This is a genomic window from Tenacibaculum skagerrakense, from assembly GCF_004345825.1.
In the GTDB taxonomy this organism is placed as follows: domain Bacteria; phylum Bacteroidota; class Bacteroidia; order Flavobacteriales; family Flavobacteriaceae; genus Polaribacter; species Polaribacter skagerrakensis.
Window position 1 is genome coordinate 204,823 of sequence record NZ_SLXM01000007.1, and the last position, 21,902, is coordinate 226,724.

15 protein-coding genes are annotated in these 21,902 nt (G+C 32.2%); all 15 read left to right on the forward strand.

Annotation, left to right across the window (positions count from 1 at the left end; genetic code table 11):
* The first annotated feature begins 88 nt into the window (after positions 1 to 88).
* The 15 genes from EV195_RS12510 (at position 89) to EV195_RS12575 (ending at position 21,899) form a co-directional block, all read left to right on the forward strand.
* On the forward strand, positions 89 to 733 hold the full coding sequence (locus tag EV195_RS12510) for a DUF4255 domain-containing protein (protein WP_243693117.1): 645 nt from the start codon (positions 89 to 91) through the stop codon (positions 731 to 733).
* A 4-nt stretch (positions 734 to 737) separates the two neighbouring features.
* The gene (locus EV195_RS12515) at positions 738 to 1,799 is read left to right on the forward strand and encodes a hypothetical protein (RefSeq protein ID WP_132795298.1); all 1,062 of its coding nucleotides are present in this window, start codon (positions 738 to 740) and stop codon (positions 1,797 to 1,799) included.
* 21 nt (positions 1,800 to 1,820) lie between these two features.
* Positions 1,821 to 3,863, forward strand: coding sequence for a phage tail sheath C-terminal domain-containing protein (locus tag EV195_RS12520; protein ID WP_243693118.1), 2,043 nt, complete (start codon positions 1,821 to 1,823; stop codon positions 3,861 to 3,863).
* A gap of 42 nt (positions 3,864 to 3,905) precedes the next feature.
* Entirely contained in the window at positions 3,906 to 4,349 is a 444-nt protein-coding gene (locus EV195_RS12525; RefSeq protein ID WP_132795300.1) for a phage tail protein, read from the forward strand.
* Positions 4,349 to 4,789, forward strand: a complete 441-nt coding sequence (locus tag EV195_RS12530; protein WP_132795301.1) for a phage tail protein — start codon at positions 4,349 to 4,351, stop codon at positions 4,787 to 4,789. The genes EV195_RS12525 and EV195_RS12530 overlap by 1 nt, the downstream gene beginning before the upstream one ends.
* Position 4,790: 1 nt before the next feature.
* Positions 4,791 to 4,952 carry a DUF5908 family protein gene (locus EV195_RS16735; RefSeq protein ID WP_165915737.1) on the forward strand — a complete coding sequence of 54 codons (162 nt, stop codon included), beginning with the start codon at positions 4,791 to 4,793 and terminating at the stop codon, positions 4,950 to 4,952.
* 64 nt (positions 4,953 to 5,016) lie between these two features.
* Positions 5,017 to 5,703 (forward strand): CIS tube protein, encoded by a 687-nt coding sequence (locus tag EV195_RS12535; RefSeq protein WP_132795302.1) that lies wholly within the window; start codon positions 5,017 to 5,019, stop codon positions 5,701 to 5,703.
* Positions 5,704 to 7,449, forward strand: a complete 1,746-nt coding sequence (gene vgrG, locus EV195_RS12540) for a type VI secretion system tip protein VgrG (protein ID WP_132795303.1) — start codon at positions 5,704 to 5,706, stop codon at positions 7,447 to 7,449. It begins immediately after the preceding gene.
* Positions 7,450 to 7,514: 65 nt separating this feature from the next.
* Positions 7,515 to 7,805 (forward strand): PAAR domain-containing protein, encoded by a 291-nt coding sequence (locus tag EV195_RS12545; protein ID WP_132795304.1) that lies wholly within the window; start codon positions 7,515 to 7,517, stop codon positions 7,803 to 7,805.
* A 4-nt stretch (positions 7,806 to 7,809) separates the two neighbouring features.
* Positions 7,810 to 8,223: a GPW/gp25 family protein gene (locus EV195_RS12550; protein WP_132795305.1), complete on the forward strand. Its 414-nt coding sequence runs from the start codon at positions 7,810 to 7,812 to the stop codon at positions 8,221 to 8,223.
* Positions 8,224 to 8,231: 8 nt separating this feature from the next.
* The gene (locus EV195_RS12555; RefSeq protein WP_132795306.1) at positions 8,232 to 11,423 is read left to right on the forward strand and encodes a baseplate J/gp47 family protein; all 3,192 of its coding nucleotides are present in this window, start codon (positions 8,232 to 8,234) and stop codon (positions 11,421 to 11,423) included.
* The gene (locus tag EV195_RS12560) at positions 11,411 to 14,131 is read left to right on the forward strand and encodes a hypothetical protein (RefSeq protein ID WP_132795307.1); all 2,721 of its coding nucleotides are present in this window, start codon (positions 11,411 to 11,413) and stop codon (positions 14,129 to 14,131) included. The genes EV195_RS12555 and EV195_RS12560 overlap by 13 nt, the downstream gene beginning before the upstream one ends.
* A 49-nt stretch (positions 14,132 to 14,180) precedes the next feature.
* Complete coding sequence (locus EV195_RS12565; protein ID WP_132795308.1) at positions 14,181 to 19,316, forward strand: hypothetical protein; 5,136 nt, start codon at positions 14,181 to 14,183, stop codon at positions 19,314 to 19,316.
* A gap of 20 nt (positions 19,317 to 19,336) precedes the next feature.
* Complete coding sequence (locus EV195_RS12570) at positions 19,337 to 21,397, forward strand: contractile injection system tape measure protein (protein ID WP_132795309.1); 2,061 nt, start codon at positions 19,337 to 19,339, stop codon at positions 21,395 to 21,397.
* Between the two features lie 43 nt (positions 21,398 to 21,440).
* Complete coding sequence (locus tag EV195_RS12575; protein ID WP_132795310.1) at positions 21,441 to 21,899, forward strand: hypothetical protein; 459 nt, start codon at positions 21,441 to 21,443, stop codon at positions 21,897 to 21,899.
* Positions 21,900 to 21,902: the final 3 nt, after the last annotated feature.

Consider the following 21,902-nt stretch of genomic DNA (forward strand, 5'->3'; position numbering starts at 1 on the left):
AATTTTAATAGGGGGATTTCCCCCTTTTTATTTCAAAAAACACCTTAAAAAATTAAAGGAAAAGAACACTAGTAAAACAGTTTTTTAATTGGAAAAAATTGTTATAAGCAGTAGTAGTTTTGGGTTATCTACCGAACCAAATAAACTACCGCTACTAATGATTTATGAAATACTACAAATTATTTCTGAAGAATTAAATGATTACCTCGAAGAAAATTCAGTTGCACTAGCCAATATAGCAGATGCAGAAGTTGAAGGAAATTCACCAGGTAATTTTCCAGATATCGCATTGTCGTTAATTAATTTGCAAGAAGAGTTTGCCTTAAAAAACACACGTAACGATTATGTTAGTGGTAATACGGTTACGTACAAAAACCCAAAAGTCTACCTAAATCTTTTCATCCTTTTTAGTATTGATAAATCTAGTTACACAGAGTCTTTAAAAAGTCTTACTAAAATCATTGAATTCTTCCAAGGAAAAAAAGTGTTTACTCAAGCCAATTCTAACTATCAAAATGTAGATGGAATTGAAAACATTAAGAGCTTCAAGTTTATAACAGAATTATATACTCCAAGTTTTGAAGAACTCAACTTTATATGGGGAACCTTAGGAGGTAAGCAAAAACCATCAGTTCTCTATAAAATCACACTTCTTGAAATAGAAAGAGATCTTGTAGCTAAAGAAGGTGCAGTAATCTCAGAAATGAATAGAAACTCTTTAATCAATAATTAATAAGATGGTATACAAAGCACTTTTTAATATCGATTTATTACATGCCTATTTTCTTGATCAAGGAGAAAAAAAGTATCATGCAAACAATGCCAATGATGAATTATCTGAAGAAGAGAAACAAGACTCTTTAAGAAGCTATAATCTTTTTGATTTTATGGAAGTAATTCCGAATAAAAAAACAAGAAGCATAGCTAAAAATCATAGAATTTTAATTAGAAATCATTCAAAAGGCATTAGGGTATTAACTAGTTCGTTACAGGTTAATTCTGAAGAAGGAAATGACGTAGTAGTACGATATAGTCCTGTTATCAATTTATCTAATGATGTGGTTTTTACTTTTTTTATCAAAGCAAAAGACCGATTTTTTCTTAACTATTCAGATGTTACTGAGAAAACAAATAATAAACTTTATTATCTATCAAATCTTAGTTCCTCGGCAACTAATGTCTTCGATTCAAATTCTTCTATTGAAAAATGGGAAGACTTTGTAATCACAGAAAGAGAATCTAGAAAACTCGTGTATGAGTTAGAAAAAGAACAAGAGTTTGATACGAACACACCAAAGCTAGTTACTATTTCTAGTATTGATGAGTCATTAATAGAAAGCATCGAAGATAAAGTTGATAATGATACTGCTTTAACGGATGATGAAACCGAAATTTTCAACTACCTAAATACATCAGTTAAACAACTAAAAAATAGTGGAGTTATCGGGGTTTTTCAAATAAAAGTTTCAGGTGATGACAACTCCAATTTAACCGAATTGGTTGACACCGAAGATGAACAAACAGGAAACTTTGATATAGAGAAGCAATGTTTGTTAAAAGACACTGTCGATTTTCAAATTTATATAGAAAACAAGAAAACATTTTGGAGATACAGGCAAAGATCTGAAAACCAAATTATGGTAACCAAACAAGAACATCCACTTACTAAAAATGGTAAAGTGGAAATCGAAAAAACAGATGTAACACCACAACCCTCTGGAAACCTATTTTTTCCTAATCCTACAATAGATAGTGTTACTAAAGAAGAACAAGATTACTATTCAGAAATATTCATTTAATAAAAACTAAAATTAATAATTATGTCAGCTTACAAAACACCAGGAGTTTACGTAGAAGAGATCGTAAAATTTCCACCATCGGTGGCTCAAGTAGAAACAGCGATACCAGCATTTATTGGGTTTACCGAAAAAGCAAAAAAGAAGATTAGTGGCGATTTAGCCAATAAACCAACACGCATTACTTCTTTATTAGAGTATGAAACGTACTTTGGGTTCGCAAGAAAGGAAACCGGAATTACTGTTACTGTTGAGGATACACATGTTGATGGTCAACAAGATCGTACATTAAAAGTAGAAGCACCAACAAACCCAAAGCCATATTTAATGTATTATGCAATGCAAATGTATTTTGCAAATGGAGGAGGTCCATGTTATGTAGTATCTGTAGATACTTATGTAAATGGAAGTGGTGTAGAAAACAGTATTACATTTGATAAGTTAAATGATGGTTTAGATACTTTACGAAAAGAAGATGAACCAACTTTAATTGTATTTCCAGATGCAAAAAAGTTAAGCGAAGTAGATTTTTATACGCTATATAACAATGCATTGATTCAATGTAATGAAATGCAAGACCGTTTTGCGATTATAGATACGCATACTTCTTCTGATTCAGTAGCGGATGCTTTAGCTGCAAGAAACAGATTGAATTTAGAGAAAGACTATTTAAAGTATGGGGCTGTTTACTACCCTCATTTAAAAACAATTTTAGATTATCGTTATGACGAGGAATCTATTACTATTACACACACTACCGATTTACCATCAGCAATTTCTGAGGCTGTAGCACAACTAGAAGCTTATAAAGTAGATTTTGCTGCTGAAAATGACTTATTAAGAGATACTACAGATGCAGATGCTGGATACATTGGAGTAGCAAAGAAGAAAATTTCAGATGATTTAGATGCAGCAGATTTTTCTGGTGAAACATATGCTACTTTAAAAACAAGAGTTTCTGAATTATCAACCACTGTTGGTAAAATTATAGGCTCTTTAAACAACCTAACTTCTATTGCAGGTTTAATTGAAGATTCAGGAAATGCAGCAGCAGCATCCGTAGAGGAAGCTCCTTTAACAGATCACGATGCTAATGCAGCTACTCCAGATGTAAACGCGATTGCCTTAGCTATCACAGATCAGGTAACAGCAATAAACGATGTATTTGTTGGAACAAACAAAATAAATGAAGTAAGTGAAGCACTACAATTAGCTTTAGATAATATCGAAAAGGCAAATTCAAAAGCAAAATTAGAAACGCAAGTAAATACGATTTCTGCTGAATTAGATAAAGTATATGTGCATGCAACTACAGATGTACTTTCTGATGCAGAAGGTGAATTAGATACTTTAATTGCCAATGTAAAAGCGGGTGATGATACAGACGTCAATAATGGAGAATTAAATGGTAGAACATTAAAGAGTATTGAAAGTATTTACAGTCAAGTTTATAATGAAATTAAAATTGAAATTGGAGCATTACCAGTTGTGTTGCCACCAAGTAGTACAATGGCAGGTATTTATGCAAGAGTTGATTCTGATAGAGGTGTTTGGAAAGCACCAGCAAATGTAGGTGTTAATTATGTGTTAGAACCATCATTACAAATTTCTAGTGATGAGCAAAGAGATTTAAATGTGGATGCAGTTGCTGGAAAATCTATTAACGCAATTAGAACTTTTGTAGGTAAAGGAAACTTAGTTTGGGGAGCAAGAACCTTAGCTGGAAACGATAATGAGTGGAGATATGTATCTGTGAGACGTTTCTTTAATATGGCTGAAGAATCGATTAAAAAAGCTACTGAGCAATTTGTTTTTGAACCAAATGATAAAAATACTTGGGTTCGCGTAAAAGCAATGATTGATAATTTTTTAACAACGCAATGGAGAGTTGGAGCATTAGCAGGTCCAACACCAGATAAAGCATTTTATGTAAGTGTAGGTTTAGGTGAAACAATGACCGCTCAAGATATCCTAGAAGGAAATATGATTATCGAAATAGGAATGGCTGTAGTTCGTCCTGCAGAATTTATCATTCTTAAGTTCTCACATAAAATGCAAGAAGCATAATTAAAAAGTCAAGTAAAATTAAAAACATAAAATAAAGAAATCATGGCACAATTATATCCACTTCCAAAGTTTTCGTTCGAGGTAACTTTTGGAGATACAAAGTTTAACTGTACAGAAGTTTCTGGGTTAACCTTTGAAAATAAAATGATTGAGTATCGTGGTGGAGCAGATAGCGAATACCACAAGTCGAAACAACCTGGAATGTTTGAATATCCAAACGTAACAGTAAAAAGAGGAACATTTGCAGACAAAAGCAAACAGTTTTATGAGCAATGGGCTAAAACTGTTTATTTCCAAGAAGGAGGTGAGCAATTTAGAGGAGATTTAACAATAAGCTTGTTAGATGAAAATGGTGATGCAACAGTAACATGGAAATGTCAAAATGCATATATCACTAAAGTAACACCAACCGATTTAAAAGCAGACGGTAATGAAATAGCTATCGAAACTGCCGAGTTCGTTCATGAAAAACTAACAATGATTTAATGGAAATTTATTATCCACCAGTTGGCTTTAGCTTTATGGTTGAATTTCAAGGGCTATCCACAGAAAATACAGACATTTCATTTCAATCAGTTTCAGGTCTAACCGTAGACCTTGAAACTGAAGAAATTGCTGAAGGTGGAGAAAATAGATTTAAGCATAAAATTCCAGTTCGTTCTAAATTTCCAAACCTAGTATTAAAACGTGGAATGCTACTAAATTCTGAGGTTATAAAATGGTGTAAAAAAGCACTTGAAAACTTTGAGATAGAACCCGTAGACATCACAGTAAAGCTTTTGGGTGAGGACGGAAAACCTTTGCAAACTTGGAATATTGTTAGAGCTTATCCTATAAAATGGAGTGTGGGCGACTTTAATGCAGAGGAGAGTAAACTAGTTATTGAAACTATCGAATTAACCTATCAGTACTTTAACATTGTATAACATGCCAATTACAATCAAAGAATTACATATCAAAATTAATGTTGATGAAAAATCCCAAGGAAGTTCTAATTCAGGAAGTGCAAAAGGGGGAGGCAAAGATGAAATAGTTGCTGCTTGTGTAGAAGAAGTAATGGATATTCTACAAAGACAAAAAGAACGATAACACACTTATCAATAAATAATTATCAGTTCTACTAATTGGTAACTGATAACAGATAATTGAAAATATGAGTCAAGGAGAATTAAAAAAATTAGTCATAAAAGCATACAAAGACGAAAAGTTTAATGATGCTGTAGGTGACGGTGAGTTTACAACACTTGTAAATCCAGAAAAGTATATGGTTGCGTATAAACCAGAGTACGAGGAGCAACAAGGACAAGGTACTAGTGGAACTCAACCAAAGTTTACAAAAATAGCTCCACAAGAGTTAGATCTTGATTTATTGTTTGATAGTTCTGGAGTTATCGATGGTGAAGCTAACCATACAGATGGAATTATAGATAAGATAGAAGCTTTCAAAAGAATCGTTTTTGATTACAACGGAGAGGAACATAAACCATATTACCTGATGGTAAAATGGGGAGCGTTGCTTTTTAAAGGCTCATTAGTCGATTTATCAATAGAATACCGATTATTTGCTCCAGATGGAACTCCATTAAGAGCCAATGCAAAGCTTAAAATAAAAGGAACTGTTGATGATGATTTACGAGTAGCTAGAGAGAATAATCAATCTCCTGATTTAACACATTATCGAAAAGTTAAAGCGGGTGAAACATTACCGCTCATGTGTCATCGAATTTATGGAGATCCAAAGTACTATTTGGAAATAGCTAAAGTGAATAACATTACGCAATTCAGAAAATTAAAACCAGGTCAGGAATTATTTTTTCCACCATTACAAAAGTTTGCTTAAATGAATAATACCGGAGTCATACAAACTTCTAAAAGTGCTGATTTAATCACTTTTAAAATCTTAATTGAAGGAGAAGAACTTTCAAAAGTGTACGAGGTTAAAAATATTACGGTTTCAAAAGAAGTCAATAGAATACCTACCGCACAAATTATTTTGATAGATGGAGATCCTTCTGCAAGAGATTTTCAATTGAGTAATGAAGACTTATTAATTCCTGGAAAGGAAATAGAAATTACTGCCGGATATCATTCAGATGAAGAAACCATTTTCAAAGGAATTGTTATTAAACATAATCTTAGAATTCGAGCAAACTCTGCTCAACTAATTATTGAATGCAAGGATGAAGCTGTAAAAATGACCGTAGGAAGAAAAAGCAAGTATTTTTATGAAAGCTCAGATAGCGACATTTTTGAAGAGATTATTCGAGAGTATGGTTTGTCTAGTGATGTAGAAAGCACTAACCATACACATGCAGAGTTAGTTCAATACAATGCCTCTGATTGGGATTTTTTAGTATCAAGAGCACAAGCAAATGGCAAGTTATGTTTTGTAGATGATGGAACAATTAAAATAGCAAAGCCAGATGTGAGTCAGTCAGAAGTAGAAACGGTAACGTTTGGAGGCTCTTTATTAGACTTTGATGCAGAAATTGATGCGCGTCATCAGGTTTCTAAAGTGGCTGCTTATGGTTGGAATCATGCCGATCAAGAATTAGTAGAAGTAGAAGGTAAAGATCCAGGTGTAAGCTTAAATGGGAATTTAAGTTCTAGTGATTTAAGTGATGTAATCGGATTAGAAAATTTAGAGCTTCGTCATGGAGGCGTAGTTACCGATACAGAATTACAAGATTGGGCTGATGCTAAATGGTTATTTCAACAATTAGCTAAAGTTCGAGGAAGAATTAAATTCCAAGGAATACCTTCTGTAAAACCAAATACTGTTTTAAAGTTAGAAGGTGTAGGTGACCGATTCAACGGAAACGTTTATGTTTCAGCAGTTCAGCATGAAATTAGTAATGGAAATTGGGTTGTAAATGCTCAATTCGGACTCACTACAGAATGGTTTTCGGAAACTTTTGAAATATCAGCTAAACCAGCTTCAGGATTATTACCGGCTATTCAAGGATTACAAGTAGGAATCGTTTCTCAATTAGAAGAAGATCCTGATGGTGAGGATAGAATTCTAGTACAAATTCCAATAATCAACAATGAAGAAGAAGGAATTTGGTGTAGAGTGGCTTCACCAGATGCAGGTGAAAATAGAGGAATTTATTTCCGCCCCGAAATTGGCGATGAAGTTATTGTTGGTTTTATCAACCAAGATCCAAATGATGCAATTGTCTTAGGAATGCTCCACAGTAGTGCAAAGCCTTCTCCAATTACAGCTGCTGATGATAATCATGAAAAAGGCATTATCACACGAAGTGAAATGAAAGTGTTATTTGATGATGAAAAAAAGATCATCACTATTGAAACTCCTGCAGGAAAAATCATATCTCTCGATGAAGATGAAGGTGCAATTACTATAGAAGATGATAACTCAAATGTCATAGTCATAAATAGTGATGGTATTTCTATGGAAAGTGCTGGAGATATTTCAATAAAAGCTTCAGGAGATGTTAACATAGAAGGAACTAATGTAAGTATTGCAGCGAATGCAGAGTTTAAAGCTGAGGGTAGTGCAGGAGCAGAAGTTTCTACAAGTGCTATTGCGGTTTTAAAAGGATCGTTAGTTCAAATTAACTAGAGTTATTAAGATTACGAGGTCCTTGAACGGAGCAGAAAGGATCGTAAAAACAAAAAATAAAAAAAATGGGAAATCCAGCAGCAAGAGTAACCGATATGCACGTTTGTCCGATGGTAACAGGAACTGTACCTCATGTTGGAGGGCCAATTTTACCAGCAGGAGAACCAACGGTTTTAATTGGAGGTATGCCTGCCGCTAGAGTTGGAGATATGGCAACTTGTACTGGTCCGCCAGACACAATAGTTGCAGGATCAGGAACTGTATTGATAGGAGGGATGCCCGCAGCAAGAATGGGAGACAGTACCTCACATGGAGGAACAATCGTTTTAGGTGAATTCACAGTACTAATAGGATAAACAAATGGAAAACAAAAAAGCTTTTTTAGGAATAGGTTGGGGATTTCCACCTGAGTTTTCGGAAGATTTGAACGAAGTTGTGATGATATCTGAAGAAGAAGATATAAAAAGTAGCCTAGAGATATTGTTGAATACTCGATTAGGAGAGCGTGTAATGTTGCCTAATTATGGCTGTAATCTTCAAGAATTATTATTCGAAAAGTTAGACCGTACTTTAATTACCTATGCCAAAGAACTCATTGAAACAGCAATTCTATATCACGAACCAAGAATAGATGTTATCAAAATAGATGTCTCTGAAACTGATCCTTTAGAAGGACAATTAATTATCAAAATTGAATATAGAATACGAGCTACCAACAGTAGAACTAATGTTGTTTTTCCTTTTTATAAAGGTGAAGGAACAGATATAAATTAAAAGGAATCATGAGTAAAATCATACCAAATATATTAACCCGTAACGGAACAGGACAAGAGCAACGTTTTATTCAAGCTCTAGATCCTGAGAATTTCGAATTACACGATTTTACAATTGAAGATTGGATTTTATTCGCTTACAATTTTTCAAAGAATGTAAATTACTTTTCAACCAAAGATTATGAAGTAGTTGCAGGAGATTGGAAAAACTTTTTCAAACAACTTACCACAGAGGAAATTCCGTACAGAGGAACCCGAGAATATGATAAATTAAAAGAGTCTGTAGCTAAGAATTTAGCAGAAATGTCTAAAGATGCTAAAGTTACTGCGCATCTAACATTATTTATCTGTTTTTTAAACCTATTAGAATTATCTAAAGAAAGATTTAATCAACTAACCAAACGTCATTTAGATTTTTATTATAAAGAAATTTTACAAGTAGATAAAAGAGAACCTATTGCAGATCAAGCGCATGTGCTTTTTGAATTGGCAAAAAAAGTTACCGACCAGCAAATAGTTGAAGGTACTGCTTTAGATGCTAAAAAAGATGCTTTAGGAAATCCGCTTGTGTATAAAACTACCGAAGAGCTAATTGCTAACAAAACAACTGTTAGTCAATTAAAAACATTGTATAACAGCAACACAGAAGAGGTAAAGAAAATTAAAGTTAGTAACAATGTAAAAACCAAAGATGGATTAGAAGAGCCATTAGAAGAAGGTAAACCTTACTGGTATCCTTTTGGTTATCCTGAAACTGCAAAAAATGTTGATGAACTGCCTGATGCAAAGCTTGGTTTTTCAATTGCTTCACCGATGTTGTTCTTGAAGGAAGGTTTACGAACAGTTACAATTACGTTTAACTTCGATGATAATTTTAGTAGTAAAACAGTAAATATTGATGAAGTAATTAAAAGCATCTCATTGTTTGCTAGTGGTCAAGAAAATTGGATAGAACCAGAATTAACGTTAATTGACAATGCCAATGATGGCGAATTCAATACAAATAAAAAGGAAGTACAATTTACGTTTCAATTAGATTATGATGCGGATGCTTTAGTAAATTATAATCAAGAATTTTTGCTTACAAAATACAATACAACGCATCCGTTAGTTCGTTTCGAATTTGATGTGTCTAATGAAACTGGTTATGAGTTTTATAAGCTTTTAGCAGAAAATACCTTAAATGAAATTACAATAAACACAGATGTACAAGGTATCACCTCTGTAGCTATTGAAAACGATAATGGAAGCTTAAAATCAAACAAGCCATTTACTCCTTTTACAACTAGACCAATCATAGGAAGCAATTTTACTATAAACTATGAAGAGGCTTTTTCAAAAGAGTGGACTGAATTCACAGTAAATCTTAGATGGAAAAATGTACCAGAGGATTTAAAAACTTGGTATGCAGCTTATATGAAGTCTACCTCTTATTCATCAATAAATGGTTATGCTAGTTTACTAGGGAAAACTATTTCAGAGAATGAAGACAACTTGATTGTATCTGGCCCAGAGTATTTTAAAATTGAAAAAAGATTATTGCATGCTGGAGGTGTTAGCAAAGAAACAGAAGGAGCAATTATTAATCTTTTTGAAAGAGAAACAATTATAGATGGAGAAAATGTAGAAATAACATATTCTTCTATTATAACTACTCAAAACGTCGCAAATTCTTATGGAATAGATAAAGCAGGACCTTTACAATTGTCTTTAGAACAATCTTTTTTACATGAATTGTATCCAAAGTTATATGCATTGGCTGTTAGTTCTCAAAGTAAGACAATTAATTTGCCTAACGAACCTTATACACCTCTTATTGAAGGAATTTCTGTTGGTTATGTAGCAGAAGAATCATTAGTAATGTCTGAAGCAGCTAAATCAGATAATAGAATTCAATTATTTCACGAGCATGCTTTTGGTCAAAGCGAAGAAAACTATGCGATAAAGAAATATTTACAGGAAGAGAAAAACATTATTGACGTATTTGATAAAGACACTATTCAAACAGTATTAGTACCAAGATATTGTCTTGGAGGACACTTATATATTGGGCTTGAAGAGGTTGTAAATCAACAAAGTGTTGCATTATTAATTCAAGTGTTAGAGGGAAGTGAAAATCCTCTTACAGATAGTTTTACTGATACCGAAAAAGTACTTTGGTCAGTATTGTGTAATAATAAATGGAAGAGTTTAGAAGATAGTATTATTTCAAACGACGCTGATAATTTTTTAAAGTCAGGAATTTTCAAATTTACGATTCCAAGAGAAGCAACATCCGATAATACGTTACTACCAGAAGGCTATGTTTGGATTAAAGCACAAATGAATAAATCATTCGATGCTGTTTGTCAGGCTATCGATATACATGCGCAAGCTGTATTAGCAAGTTTCGAAAATAATAATAACGAAGTAAGTCATTTAAAAGACGGATTACCGGCAGGAACTATCAAAAAGATGGTGACTAGAATTCCGCAAGTAAAAGGTATTTCACAACCTTATAATGCATTTGGAGGAAGTCCCGAAGAAACGGATGAAAAGTTCTACAGAAGAATAAGCGAACGTCTACGTCACAAAAACAGAGCAATTACACTTTGGGACTATGAACATATCATTTTACAAGAATTTCCAGAAATTTATAAAGTAAAATGTCTAAATCATACATCAGAAACAAGTTTTACTTCGGCTGGAAATGTTACCATAGTTGTAGTTCCTGATACCGTAAATAAAAATGTATTCGATATCTATCAGCCTCGTGTTAGCATGGCTTTATTAAACAAAATTAAAGCTCATGTAAATGCATTAAATACACTTCATGTAGAGGCAAACATTATCAACCCAAATTACGAAGAGGTAGCAATTGGTTTAGAAGCAAAATTCTATGATGGATATGATGAGAATTTTTATAAAGAACAGTTAAAAACTGATATTACAAAGTTCTTATCACCGTGGGCTTTTGACGATACAAAAGAAGTCACTTTCGGAATTGCGCTTCACAAAAGTGTATTAATAGATTATATAGAGAAACTTCCTTATGTAGATTATCTACAAAATGTAACGATGAATGGTGATGCTAACATTTACAAGATTGTTCCAAGCGATCCAAAATCAATTTTAGTATCCGCTAAAGAGCATTCAGTAAGTACGGTATTAACTACTTGTAAAGGAACCAAAACAATCATTGAACCAGTATGTCAACTATAAATCAACATATCACAATTCCTAAAAATGTTAGTTCTAATAACGATTTAGATTTTCATTTTTTACGTAAAGAAGGAATTGCTTATTTAGAGCAGCTTGGAGGTAAATTATGGACCGATTTCAACTCACACGATCCTGGAATTACCATCTTAGAAATGTTATGTTATGCGATTACGGATTTAGGAATGCGAATCGATATTCCGCTTGAGAATTTATTAGCATCAAAAGATCCAAAAAAAGCTATCCAAACACAGTTTTATAAAGCTTCAGAAATTTTTCCATCTAAACCTGTAAATGAGTTTGACTATAGAAAGTTGTTTATTGATTTAGAGGGTGTGAAAAATTGTTGGTTACGAAAATTTGACAAAACGGTATATGTAGATTGTAAAAACAGTTTGCTGTCGTATGCTGAGTTTACTGATATTCCAGATGAATTTCAGAAAGATTTTAAACTGAAAGGATTGTATACGTTATTAGTCGATTTTGAAGATAAAGTTGATAAAGTATTGGTTATAAATAAGATTAAAAAGACCTACCATAGCAATCGAAATTTATGTGAAGATTTAATTGAAGTAAAACAAGTTGAATCGCAACCAATATCGGTTTGTGCAAATATTGATGTCTTTTCTGAAGTTGATGAAGAGTGGGTGTATGCCAATATTTTATATCAAATAGAAAATTACTTATCGCCTTCTCTGCAATTCTATTCTTTAGAAGGAATGCAAGATAAAGGATATTCAACTGATGAAATCTTTGAAGGTCCGGTTTTATCAAATGGTTTTATAGATACTGAAGAGTTAAAAGAAGCAGAGCTTCGCACAGAAGTCCGTCTTTCAGATATCATGAAAATTATCATGAATGTGGAAGGTGTAAAACTGATTAAAGATATTTCGGTTGGTTTTTGTGATGATACTATTGTACAGGAAAACAAATGGGTAGTATGTATTGATAAAGACAAAAAACCTGTTTTATGTAGCAAAAGTACCTTCAATTTTACTAAAGGATTTTTACCACTGAATTTAAATTTAGAGAGGGTTGAAACTTATAAAGCTCAGATTAAAGAAGATGCAATAGCTGCTCAAGAAATTTCGAAGGAAGATTTAATTTTAGATTTACCAAAAGGAGTTGCTTTAGAATCTGAGGAATACACAACAATTCAAAACGATTTTCCAGATGCTTATGGAATCGGACAAGAAGGTTTAGGAATACATGTAACCAATTCAAGAAGAGCAAAAGCCAAACAATTAAAGGGATATTTAACTTTTTTCGACCAAATTTTAGCAACCTATTTCAAGCATTTGTCAGAAGTAAGTACGTTGTTATCAGTATCAGGAACTGAAACACGTTCTTTCTTTACGCAAGCTGTTAAAGATATTAAAGACTTCGACGATTTAGTAAGTGAATATCCTCAATCTAATGATGATGAATTGACAGAACTTTTACTAAGTCAATTCGATAATAATATCGAAAGAAGAAACTCAATTTTAGATCATCTTATTGCCCGTTTTGCGGAACGTTTCGGAGAGTATACTTTTTTAATGAAGGCACTTTACGGTACGGCAACTGATGAAATAGTTTTAGCGAATAAAGAGGCTTTCCTAAAAGATTATAAAGTAATTAGTTCACATCGTGGATTGGCATTTAATTATTACAATCAACCTAAAACAAACCTTTGGGATACGCTAAACATATCAGGTTTTCAAAAACGAATTGCTCGTTTAATGGGAATTACCAATGAAAAAAGAAGACATCTAACGAATTCAAATGTTGAGGTATATGATTTAGTAAGTGGCGGAAACACTGTATATCGTTGGAGAATTAAAGATAATGATGGGAATATTTTAGTGTCTGCCACAGATGATTATCCAACTACAGCATTTGCAGTAGAAGAATTATATTTTGCGGCTTTACAAATTGTTCAAACTACAGAAAGAGCAGTAGAAAATGCATTTGAAAAAAGCAATTTAGATGATGTACAAATCGGAAACTTAAAGATTCACGCAAGTACGCCTTCAAACCCAAGTATTCCAGTAAAATATTCATTTGATGTAATTAATCCTGAAGAATCTGAAAGTAGTTCAGACTACATTATTGCGAAGCAGTTTAAATATTATGAGGATACAAATGAGTTAAAAGAAGCAATTCTGTACCTCATTAATTTCATGAAAAATGAGTTTACGGAAGAAGGAATTTTTCTAGTAGAACATATGTTGCTTCGTCCAGATGTTACCACAAATACAACTAAAGGATTTCTACCAATTTGTGCTGATAATTGTGATGACTGTGGAACGATCGATCCGTATTCATACAGAGTTAGTATTGTACTTCCTGGATTTACCTATCGTTTTTCTAATCCAGATTTTAGAAGATACATAGAAGATGTTATCAGAGAAGAATTACCATCACATATACTTCCAAGAATTTGTTGGGTAGGAGCAAGAAAAGGAATTACAGAAGACAATGATCTTTTCAGATTTGAAAAAGCATACAAAGAATACTTATTCAAAAGAACCAACTCAGCACAAGAGCAACCGCAACCAGAATTGAAGAATTTAATGTTTGCTATGCGTGAACTAAATACAGTATATCCTGTTGGTAGATTAACAGATTGCGACGCAGAAGATGAGGCATTAGATGGAAGAGTAATTCTAGGACAATCGAGCATTGGAATGATTGAAGAAGATAAAGAAGAGAATACAAATAACAACTAAATAACGTAAAAAACATAGTGTTTTATAACACAGCCAAAACACATTCGGTATGGAAACTAAACTAAAAGATATCACTACAGAGTACAGCAGGTTTAATACCAATCAGGTATTAACAGCTAAGCAATTAAATTCTTTCATCGATTATTTTGATGATCAAGATCGTTTGTCAAGAATAGGATTAAGTGGTGTTGGAATTGCATGTGGATTTCACCTTAGTCCTGAGTTTACAGTAGATAAATCGGCAATAAATAGTTTAACAATTACACAAGGAGCCGGAGTTACAACGGATGGTGATTTAGTTCAGTTTCATGATTTAATAGAGAAGAATTTAAAGTCTAAGAAGTTCAAGTTTTTCAAGAAGTTTGAAGACAATGATGCTAAATATCCGAAGTTTTTAAACAGTCAAAACAATCAGTATAACTTATGGGAAGTGTATACTGAAAGTGATAGTTCTTATACCAATTTAGTTGAGTTTACCGATATCAATAAAATGGCTGTGCTATTGTATTTAGAGCAATATCCAAATGAAGATGCGCTGTGTAATAAACTGAATTGTGATAATCAAGGAATTGAGCAAATTAACAACTTACGTGTTTTATTAATTAGTTGCGAAGATATAGAAGCAATAGCTGCTAAAGACGATATTTTTACACAACACGATTGGTTTAAGATTAACGATTCTTTACCAGTTGTTGAGGCTAAAAGAGTAGTACTAAATGAAAATAATACAGAAACATTTTCTTCTTTAAAAGGCTTGTACAATTCAGCTGTTAAAGATGAAAGCATTGCTACGGATTTAATCTTAGGATACGAAGTAATTTTAAATAAGTTCGGATTACCGCTTATCAGTAACAAAATAAAATCATTATTCAGTTTTAGTCCCTTAAGTGTTCCGTTAGATTTTCAGTATCGATATGACACCTTAAAAGATTTAATTGATACCTATAATGAAATCAAGCAATTATTATTACACATCAATGTAAATTGTTGTCCAAATATCGGAGCATTTCCAAAGCATTTAATGTTAGGAAAAATAGCTGCAACTGAAATCCCGGAATTAAGACACCGATTTTATAACTCTCCAATTGTTAGTACAGAAGATGATAATCTTAGTAAGATTCAATTGTTGTTAAACAGAGCTATTTCAATTGCAAACAGTTATATAGGAACTACACAAACCAAGGAAATAGAAATCACGCCTTCAATGGCACATACTAATTTAAGTGATAAAGCTGTTCCTTTTTACTACAATGTATCTAATAACTTATTACAAAACTGGAATTTTCAAAAGACGGTAAATTATAAAGCAAATCAGAATTTAAGTTACCATAAAACGAATCTTGATGCATCATTACCGATTCAAAATCCTTTAGCCTATAATATCGATAAAAATGATTTCTATCGAATTGAAGGACATCAAGGAAAAATGTATGGAGAAGCGTTAGCAAAGATTCAAAAGCTTAAGAAAGATTATGGATTAAGTTTCGATGTAAAAACACTTTCAATCAATGCAACTACTCAAACTATTAATATCAATGATTATGAGTGCGAGTTTGAAGATTTGAAAATGCTATTAAACGCATGGAAAGCAGAACAAAATTGTATTCTTTCTGAAGTAAGTAAAACCTTTTCTGCATTTAAATTAACAGAGCCAAAAGTAAATACTGTTGCGGATAAGTATAAAAATGTAAGAGATGCAGTAAAAGATTCTGCAGGAGATGAAGTAGTAATGACTAGAGATGTAATGACGTCGAAAGAAACATTATTCAAAACAGATTTTGTAAGTAAAGAATATGCATTTAATGATGGATTACTAGAGGATCAAAAGTTTTTATCCGATCAAGAAATGTTGTACAAATCGTATGATAAAAACATCATTGAGGAAAACTTAACGAAAGAGCAAGATACGCTAGGAGTTATTATAGCAGACATTTTTGATAAAAATAAGGGCGGTTCTTCAAGTGATATTCTTGTAGAGCTTGAAAAAGAAATTGCGCCAATAAGAGAGAGTGAAGTTTGGGTAAAAGAACCAGAATTATCGGATTTTATTTTAACTGATATCACAGAAACGTTAGTACACGCTTTTGTTTTAGATACTAAGGTTCCATTAGATATTAGAGATATTAACGATAGTATTTTAGTAAGTTATAAATTAACTATCGAAAAATTATGTCAGCAAGTAAAAAAATTACAGGCAAGATACAATGCAACTACGTTAGCATTAACAACGAAACAAATACTTGGATTGTTAATTAATCAATTGTCAATTGTTTGTTGCTCAGGTAAAAAATTAGAAACCTTACTTGCAGAAATTGAAAAAAGAAAACGTAAAATATTAGAAAGAATACAACTTTCAGAATTTGTAAAACATCATCCAGGTTTAGAGCATAAAGCTGGAGTTATTCCAGGAGGAACTTTTGTAATGGTGTATGTTACTGAAAATGCTTCTGATACCAATACGTTTAACGATGTAATTTTAGATGTAATTTTTAGAAATCAACCAACTGACGAAAAACCAATAGATACAATTTTCGATAGGACTAGAGATACTGCGTTTCCTGTTAAAAATGAATTTTTAGAAAAAGAAGGTTTATTTAGCTTTAAAAACGGAGGAGTTATAAATCTTTGGGATAAAAGCTCCACTATTAACTTTTCATTTGTAGATACTAAGTCAACAGATTTTACCAAGCGTTTGTTCTTAGATGATGATGTGGTATTAGTGGGAAAAACATTAGGAGATACCGTTGTAAACTTTACAGCATTTTTAAATAGAGCTTGGTCTAGAGCAGGATTATCAGAAGTTATTTCTGCGGAAGGAACATTAATGTATAGGGATGGTTCTGTAGGAATGAGAATTACGATTAAAGATCGTTTAGTGCCAAAAGATCAATACTACTTCCAAATTTACAACCCAGCGGTAGTAGGAACCAATAACAGATTGTATTTCGACGAAAACGAAGTAATTCGTGAAAATGAAACGTTGAGAAATACAGTAGTAGCAGATTTTTCATTGCCATACATGTGTTGTTCAGATTGTGCGCCAATTAACTTCATCGTGCCTAAAGAACCTGTTTTCTTAAGCTTACCGGTAAGTTATGTTTGTTTAGATAACAGTACAACTATTGATCCATTAGTATTTAATAAACTACCAATAGATGGTGTTGTAAAATCTGATATTCCAGAAGATTTTGAGTCAGGTATTTTCATCGATCCAACAGATAATAAAACTAAACTTGATGTTACTAAAATTGATAAAAATTATTTAGGAAAAACAATCAACTTTACAGTAAATGATGAACCTACAGATTGCCAAATTATAGTGTATCCAGATGTAGATTTAAGTGTTACAGTGGAACCAATTACCTATAATGATGATAAAACGGAAGCAAATGTTGTATTCACTCTAAACTGGGGAGATGATATTTTTATCACGTCTAACTTTATCAATAAAGTAAAATATAACTTCGACTTTTTAGGTAACGGAGTAAAAGTTGAAGAAACTCCGGTTAACAATCAGTTTACACATACTTATACGTTGCCAATTAACGATTTAAATATCATTACACCTTCGTTAGAGGTATCATTAGGACCTTGTAGTAAAACCATTACTATAGAAACTATCATTTTTGATAGCGAAACACCATCAGAATTAGCAATTATTCCTTCATATTGTTTAGATACGGAAACAGAACCAACCGCAAGAATTTCATTCACCAATGTTGGAGGTGAAATTACTATTGAAGGAGCTCCAATTGCAGGGTTGTCTATTGAAGGAAGTGAATTGGTTGTTGATTCATCATTATTCACTGAATTTGAAAGAATTATCCGATTCTTTGAGGATGGTCAATCTACCAATGCTAGAATTATCATTCATGAAGTAAAACAAATATCAATTGTAGAAGGAAAAACAGCAGGTTTCGTTTGGGAAGAAGAGAAGTTAATTTATGTAGGAGACTTTACTGTTCAATTACCTGATGGAATTGATCCAAGTTCATTAAATATCAAATGGGAATCTGAAGGACAAACTAGCGAAGTAGAAATGTTTACTCCAAAGTATCTAATAGAACCGGGCTCTGTAAATACATTCAAAATTAATGTTAGAGTTGAAGGTAAAAATGGATGTTCTTCAGAAGCGAGTATTGAAGTTAATGTTTCGTATCCAGATTTCGTAATTGAGGTACCTGATGCAATCTTTTGTTTAGAAGATAAAACAGCGCATGTCATTGGAATAAGTCCTCAAATAGATGGAATGAAGTTAGATGGTAATGGAATTTCGTTTAACGAAGATAGAGGTGTTTGGGAATTTGTTGGAGCAAACTCAGGATTAACGAGTGCTGGCTCAGTTACTGTAAACTTAGTAGGTACATCTGTTTCTGCAACAATAGAAGTTACAGAAAGATCTAGAGCAAACTTTACAAGTAGTTTTGATGCTGAAACTAGAATCTTAACATTAACCAATACTTCTGAGATTGGTAACGAATATATCTGGAATATAAACGGAGAAGAAAGAGATCCTCAAACTACGAGAAGAACCATTACTGTCGATTTATCTAATTATGATGGAGAGTCAGTTAGAGTTTCTTTAACTACAGTTAGCGATTGTGGAACAAATACGTATTCAGATGTTGTTGAAACTCCTTTTATTGTCATAAGGACTTGTACTGATGATGTTAGAGATATCTTAGATGCTGAATTAAAATTATTAACTGAGCCTATTGATAAAGAAGGTTCTATAATTGATAGAACTCAAAAGATGTATGAAGGAGTATTTAAAGCTTTACCGGCCTATACTATTGGAGCTAATAATTCAGCTATCGAAAAACCATTTTTACAACTAATAAACGATACTTCTGAGGCACTTAAAAAAGAACCAAATAACGAAATCTTAAAGAAATATTACCGAGCTCAAATTAAACTGTATTTCTCAATTCTACATTGTCAAAGCCCAGAAACACTTGAAACAAAAGGAGATGGAGATAATACTATTGCTTTAGAAATTCAAAGAGTTTTAGGAGCAATTGATTTAGACTTACGAGAGTTTTTAGAGCGACAAATTAATGTAGATACTGAAAGTAAAGTGCTATTAAGTTTCTTAGAAAAATGTGCTGAAGTAATAACTTCACAAATAATTATAGATGTTATCCAATTAAAATTAATAAAAACACTTACAGAAACTGTAGGCTAAAAATTTGGGAGAAGATTCAAATGAGGATTCAAGAACACATAATTAATAAAGTCTCTATAGACATTAATACCAATTCTAAAAAGATAGCAGAAGAATTGAAAAACTCTATTGATACTTTTTTAAAAGAGGAAATATTTCCTCTTATTGAATCCTTTTTTGAATCTATTTCTTCTGAAGATTCTATAAAACTAATACCAGAATTAACGTTGGATATTGATGTTAGCAATCAAAATTTTTCAATTACATCAGAAGCTTCTAGAAGAGAATTAAAAAAGCAACTCTCTGATACCTTAACCAAAATTGTTAACCAACCAGAAGTACATAACGTTAAAATAGAAGAGAAATCGTATTTAAACTCTAAAACAGATACATTCTTTTCTTTTCTAGAAAATGGTACTTTTTCTTGGTGGAATAATCATACAAAGAGCTTTAATTTTGATCAAAAAGATCTTTATGAAATAACGGAAACGTCAAGTTTTAGTGCACGTTTTTTAAAAGTGCTAGATACTCCATCACAAAAACTTCGATTGTTGCATCAGTTTTTAAGTAATGAGTTACAAATATTGTTTATAGGAATTGAAAAAAAACCATTGTTTTTAAAGCAACTGCTAACTGAAATTAAAACGCTTGATAGTACTGTTGTTACTTCCGAGAGTAGAAAAGAAGTTTGGAATGCGCTTGCTCATTACGTTGTTCAGGGAGATTTAATGGTTTTTATCATGTATATGCTGAATATCATTGAATTAGCTAAACATCAAAAGAGCAAACAATCAGCAGCAAGTTTACAAACGTTTTTAAAACAAATTTTTGTCAAACACTCTGAAATTAGTAAGATTCTTCCAAAGGAAATAGTAACTAAAATTGAAAGTAGTGGGTTTTCAGAAATTGAACTTATAGAAAGAACAAAGGAGTTAGAAAATCAGTTTACTTCAACTGATACTAAAGAAACGAAAGATATTGTTTCAGAAAGCATAAAAGATAATATCGAGGCGGAGATTACTACAAAAGTATTGAAAGACTCAAGAGAAGTAAAAACAGAGTTTACACAAGAAAACGAACAGCATATCGAAGTTTTAAATGAAGAAAAATTAGTAGGGGATGAGAAATTATTAGAAAACAAATTAGAGTGTAATCTAACTACTAACAACAACCTGTTTAAAAATCAAGAATCTTCTCAATTAGAAACAACTTCAACCACTCAAAGTTCAGAGAAACAAATCCAAGAGTCTAATAGCATAGAGGAAACAGATTCTTCAGATCAGATTCAACTTCAGCGTCAAAATCTTAATCAGAAAAATGACATTAATGATAAAAATAGTGAAGATAGAATCGATTCTGAATCAGGTATAAACAAAAAAGAAAGTAAAGATAATTCGTCTTTATCAAAAGGAAATGTAACAAACCAAGAAGTACAGGAAACCACTACAGATAGTTCAAATCAAGCAATAGTAATACATCCAAATAATAGCTCAAATGAAGAGTTGAAAATTAGTGATGCTAAAGTTCTAAACGATTTGAAAACTGATGAGCAACAACCTATAACACCATTGAAAACGATAAAAGAACTATTCAAAGGATTCAATAAACCGAAATCGTATATAATTAATAATGCCGGACTTATTCTAATCCATCCTTTTCTAAAGCAGTTTTTTACTTCATGTAATTTACTAGATGAAAATAATCAAATTATTAACCCATCTGAAGCTGTACACTTATTACATTATGTAGCTACTAAACAAGAAAAACAGTTAGAAAGTAATTTGATATTTGAAAAGTTCTTATGTAATGTTCCCATCCATCAAACTATAGAAAGAGATGTAACGCTTTCAGATGAAATGAAAGAGAATACAGAAAACTTACTAAAATCGGTAGTTCAGAATTGGGAGATATTAAAAAACTCATCGCCAGATTTAATTCGAAATGAATTTATTCAACGACAAGGTAAACTGGATTTAACTAAGGACAATCCACAACTTACTATTGAAAGAAGAACACAAGATATATTATTAGACAAACTACCATGGAGTTACGGATTGTGTAAACTACCATGGATGAATACATTACTATTTACAGATTGGTAAATAGTGTGCTAAGCATAATAAATTATAATTAGCTTTTTAAAAAATGAAAACAAAACTAGCTTACTTGATTCCTATAGCAATTACAGCTGTAGTACTTTTTAATATCGATTTAGAATTAATTCATTTAAAATCTATATCAGATATTGAGCTCAGTACACTATTCATGTCATTTCCAGTAATACTAGCATTAACTGAAAGATTTAATGAGGTTTTTATTGTTTCCAAAACAGCAACCAAAGAAGGAAATATTCATAAAACAACATTGGCTTCTTTTAGTGTTGGGATTGTATTAGCCATTGCCGGGTTTAGAATTTTAGAAACGTTTATGGAAGTTCCATCTGAAGCTTTTACAATTCAAGCAATAGTTTTCAAGTTTGTTGATACAGTTTTAACTGCAGTTGTTATTGCAGGTGGTACCGATGGATGGCATCAAATTATCGGTTTGATACAAGACATTACGAAGTCAAAAAGAGAGGAAGCTAAATCAACAAAAACTGAGTGAATC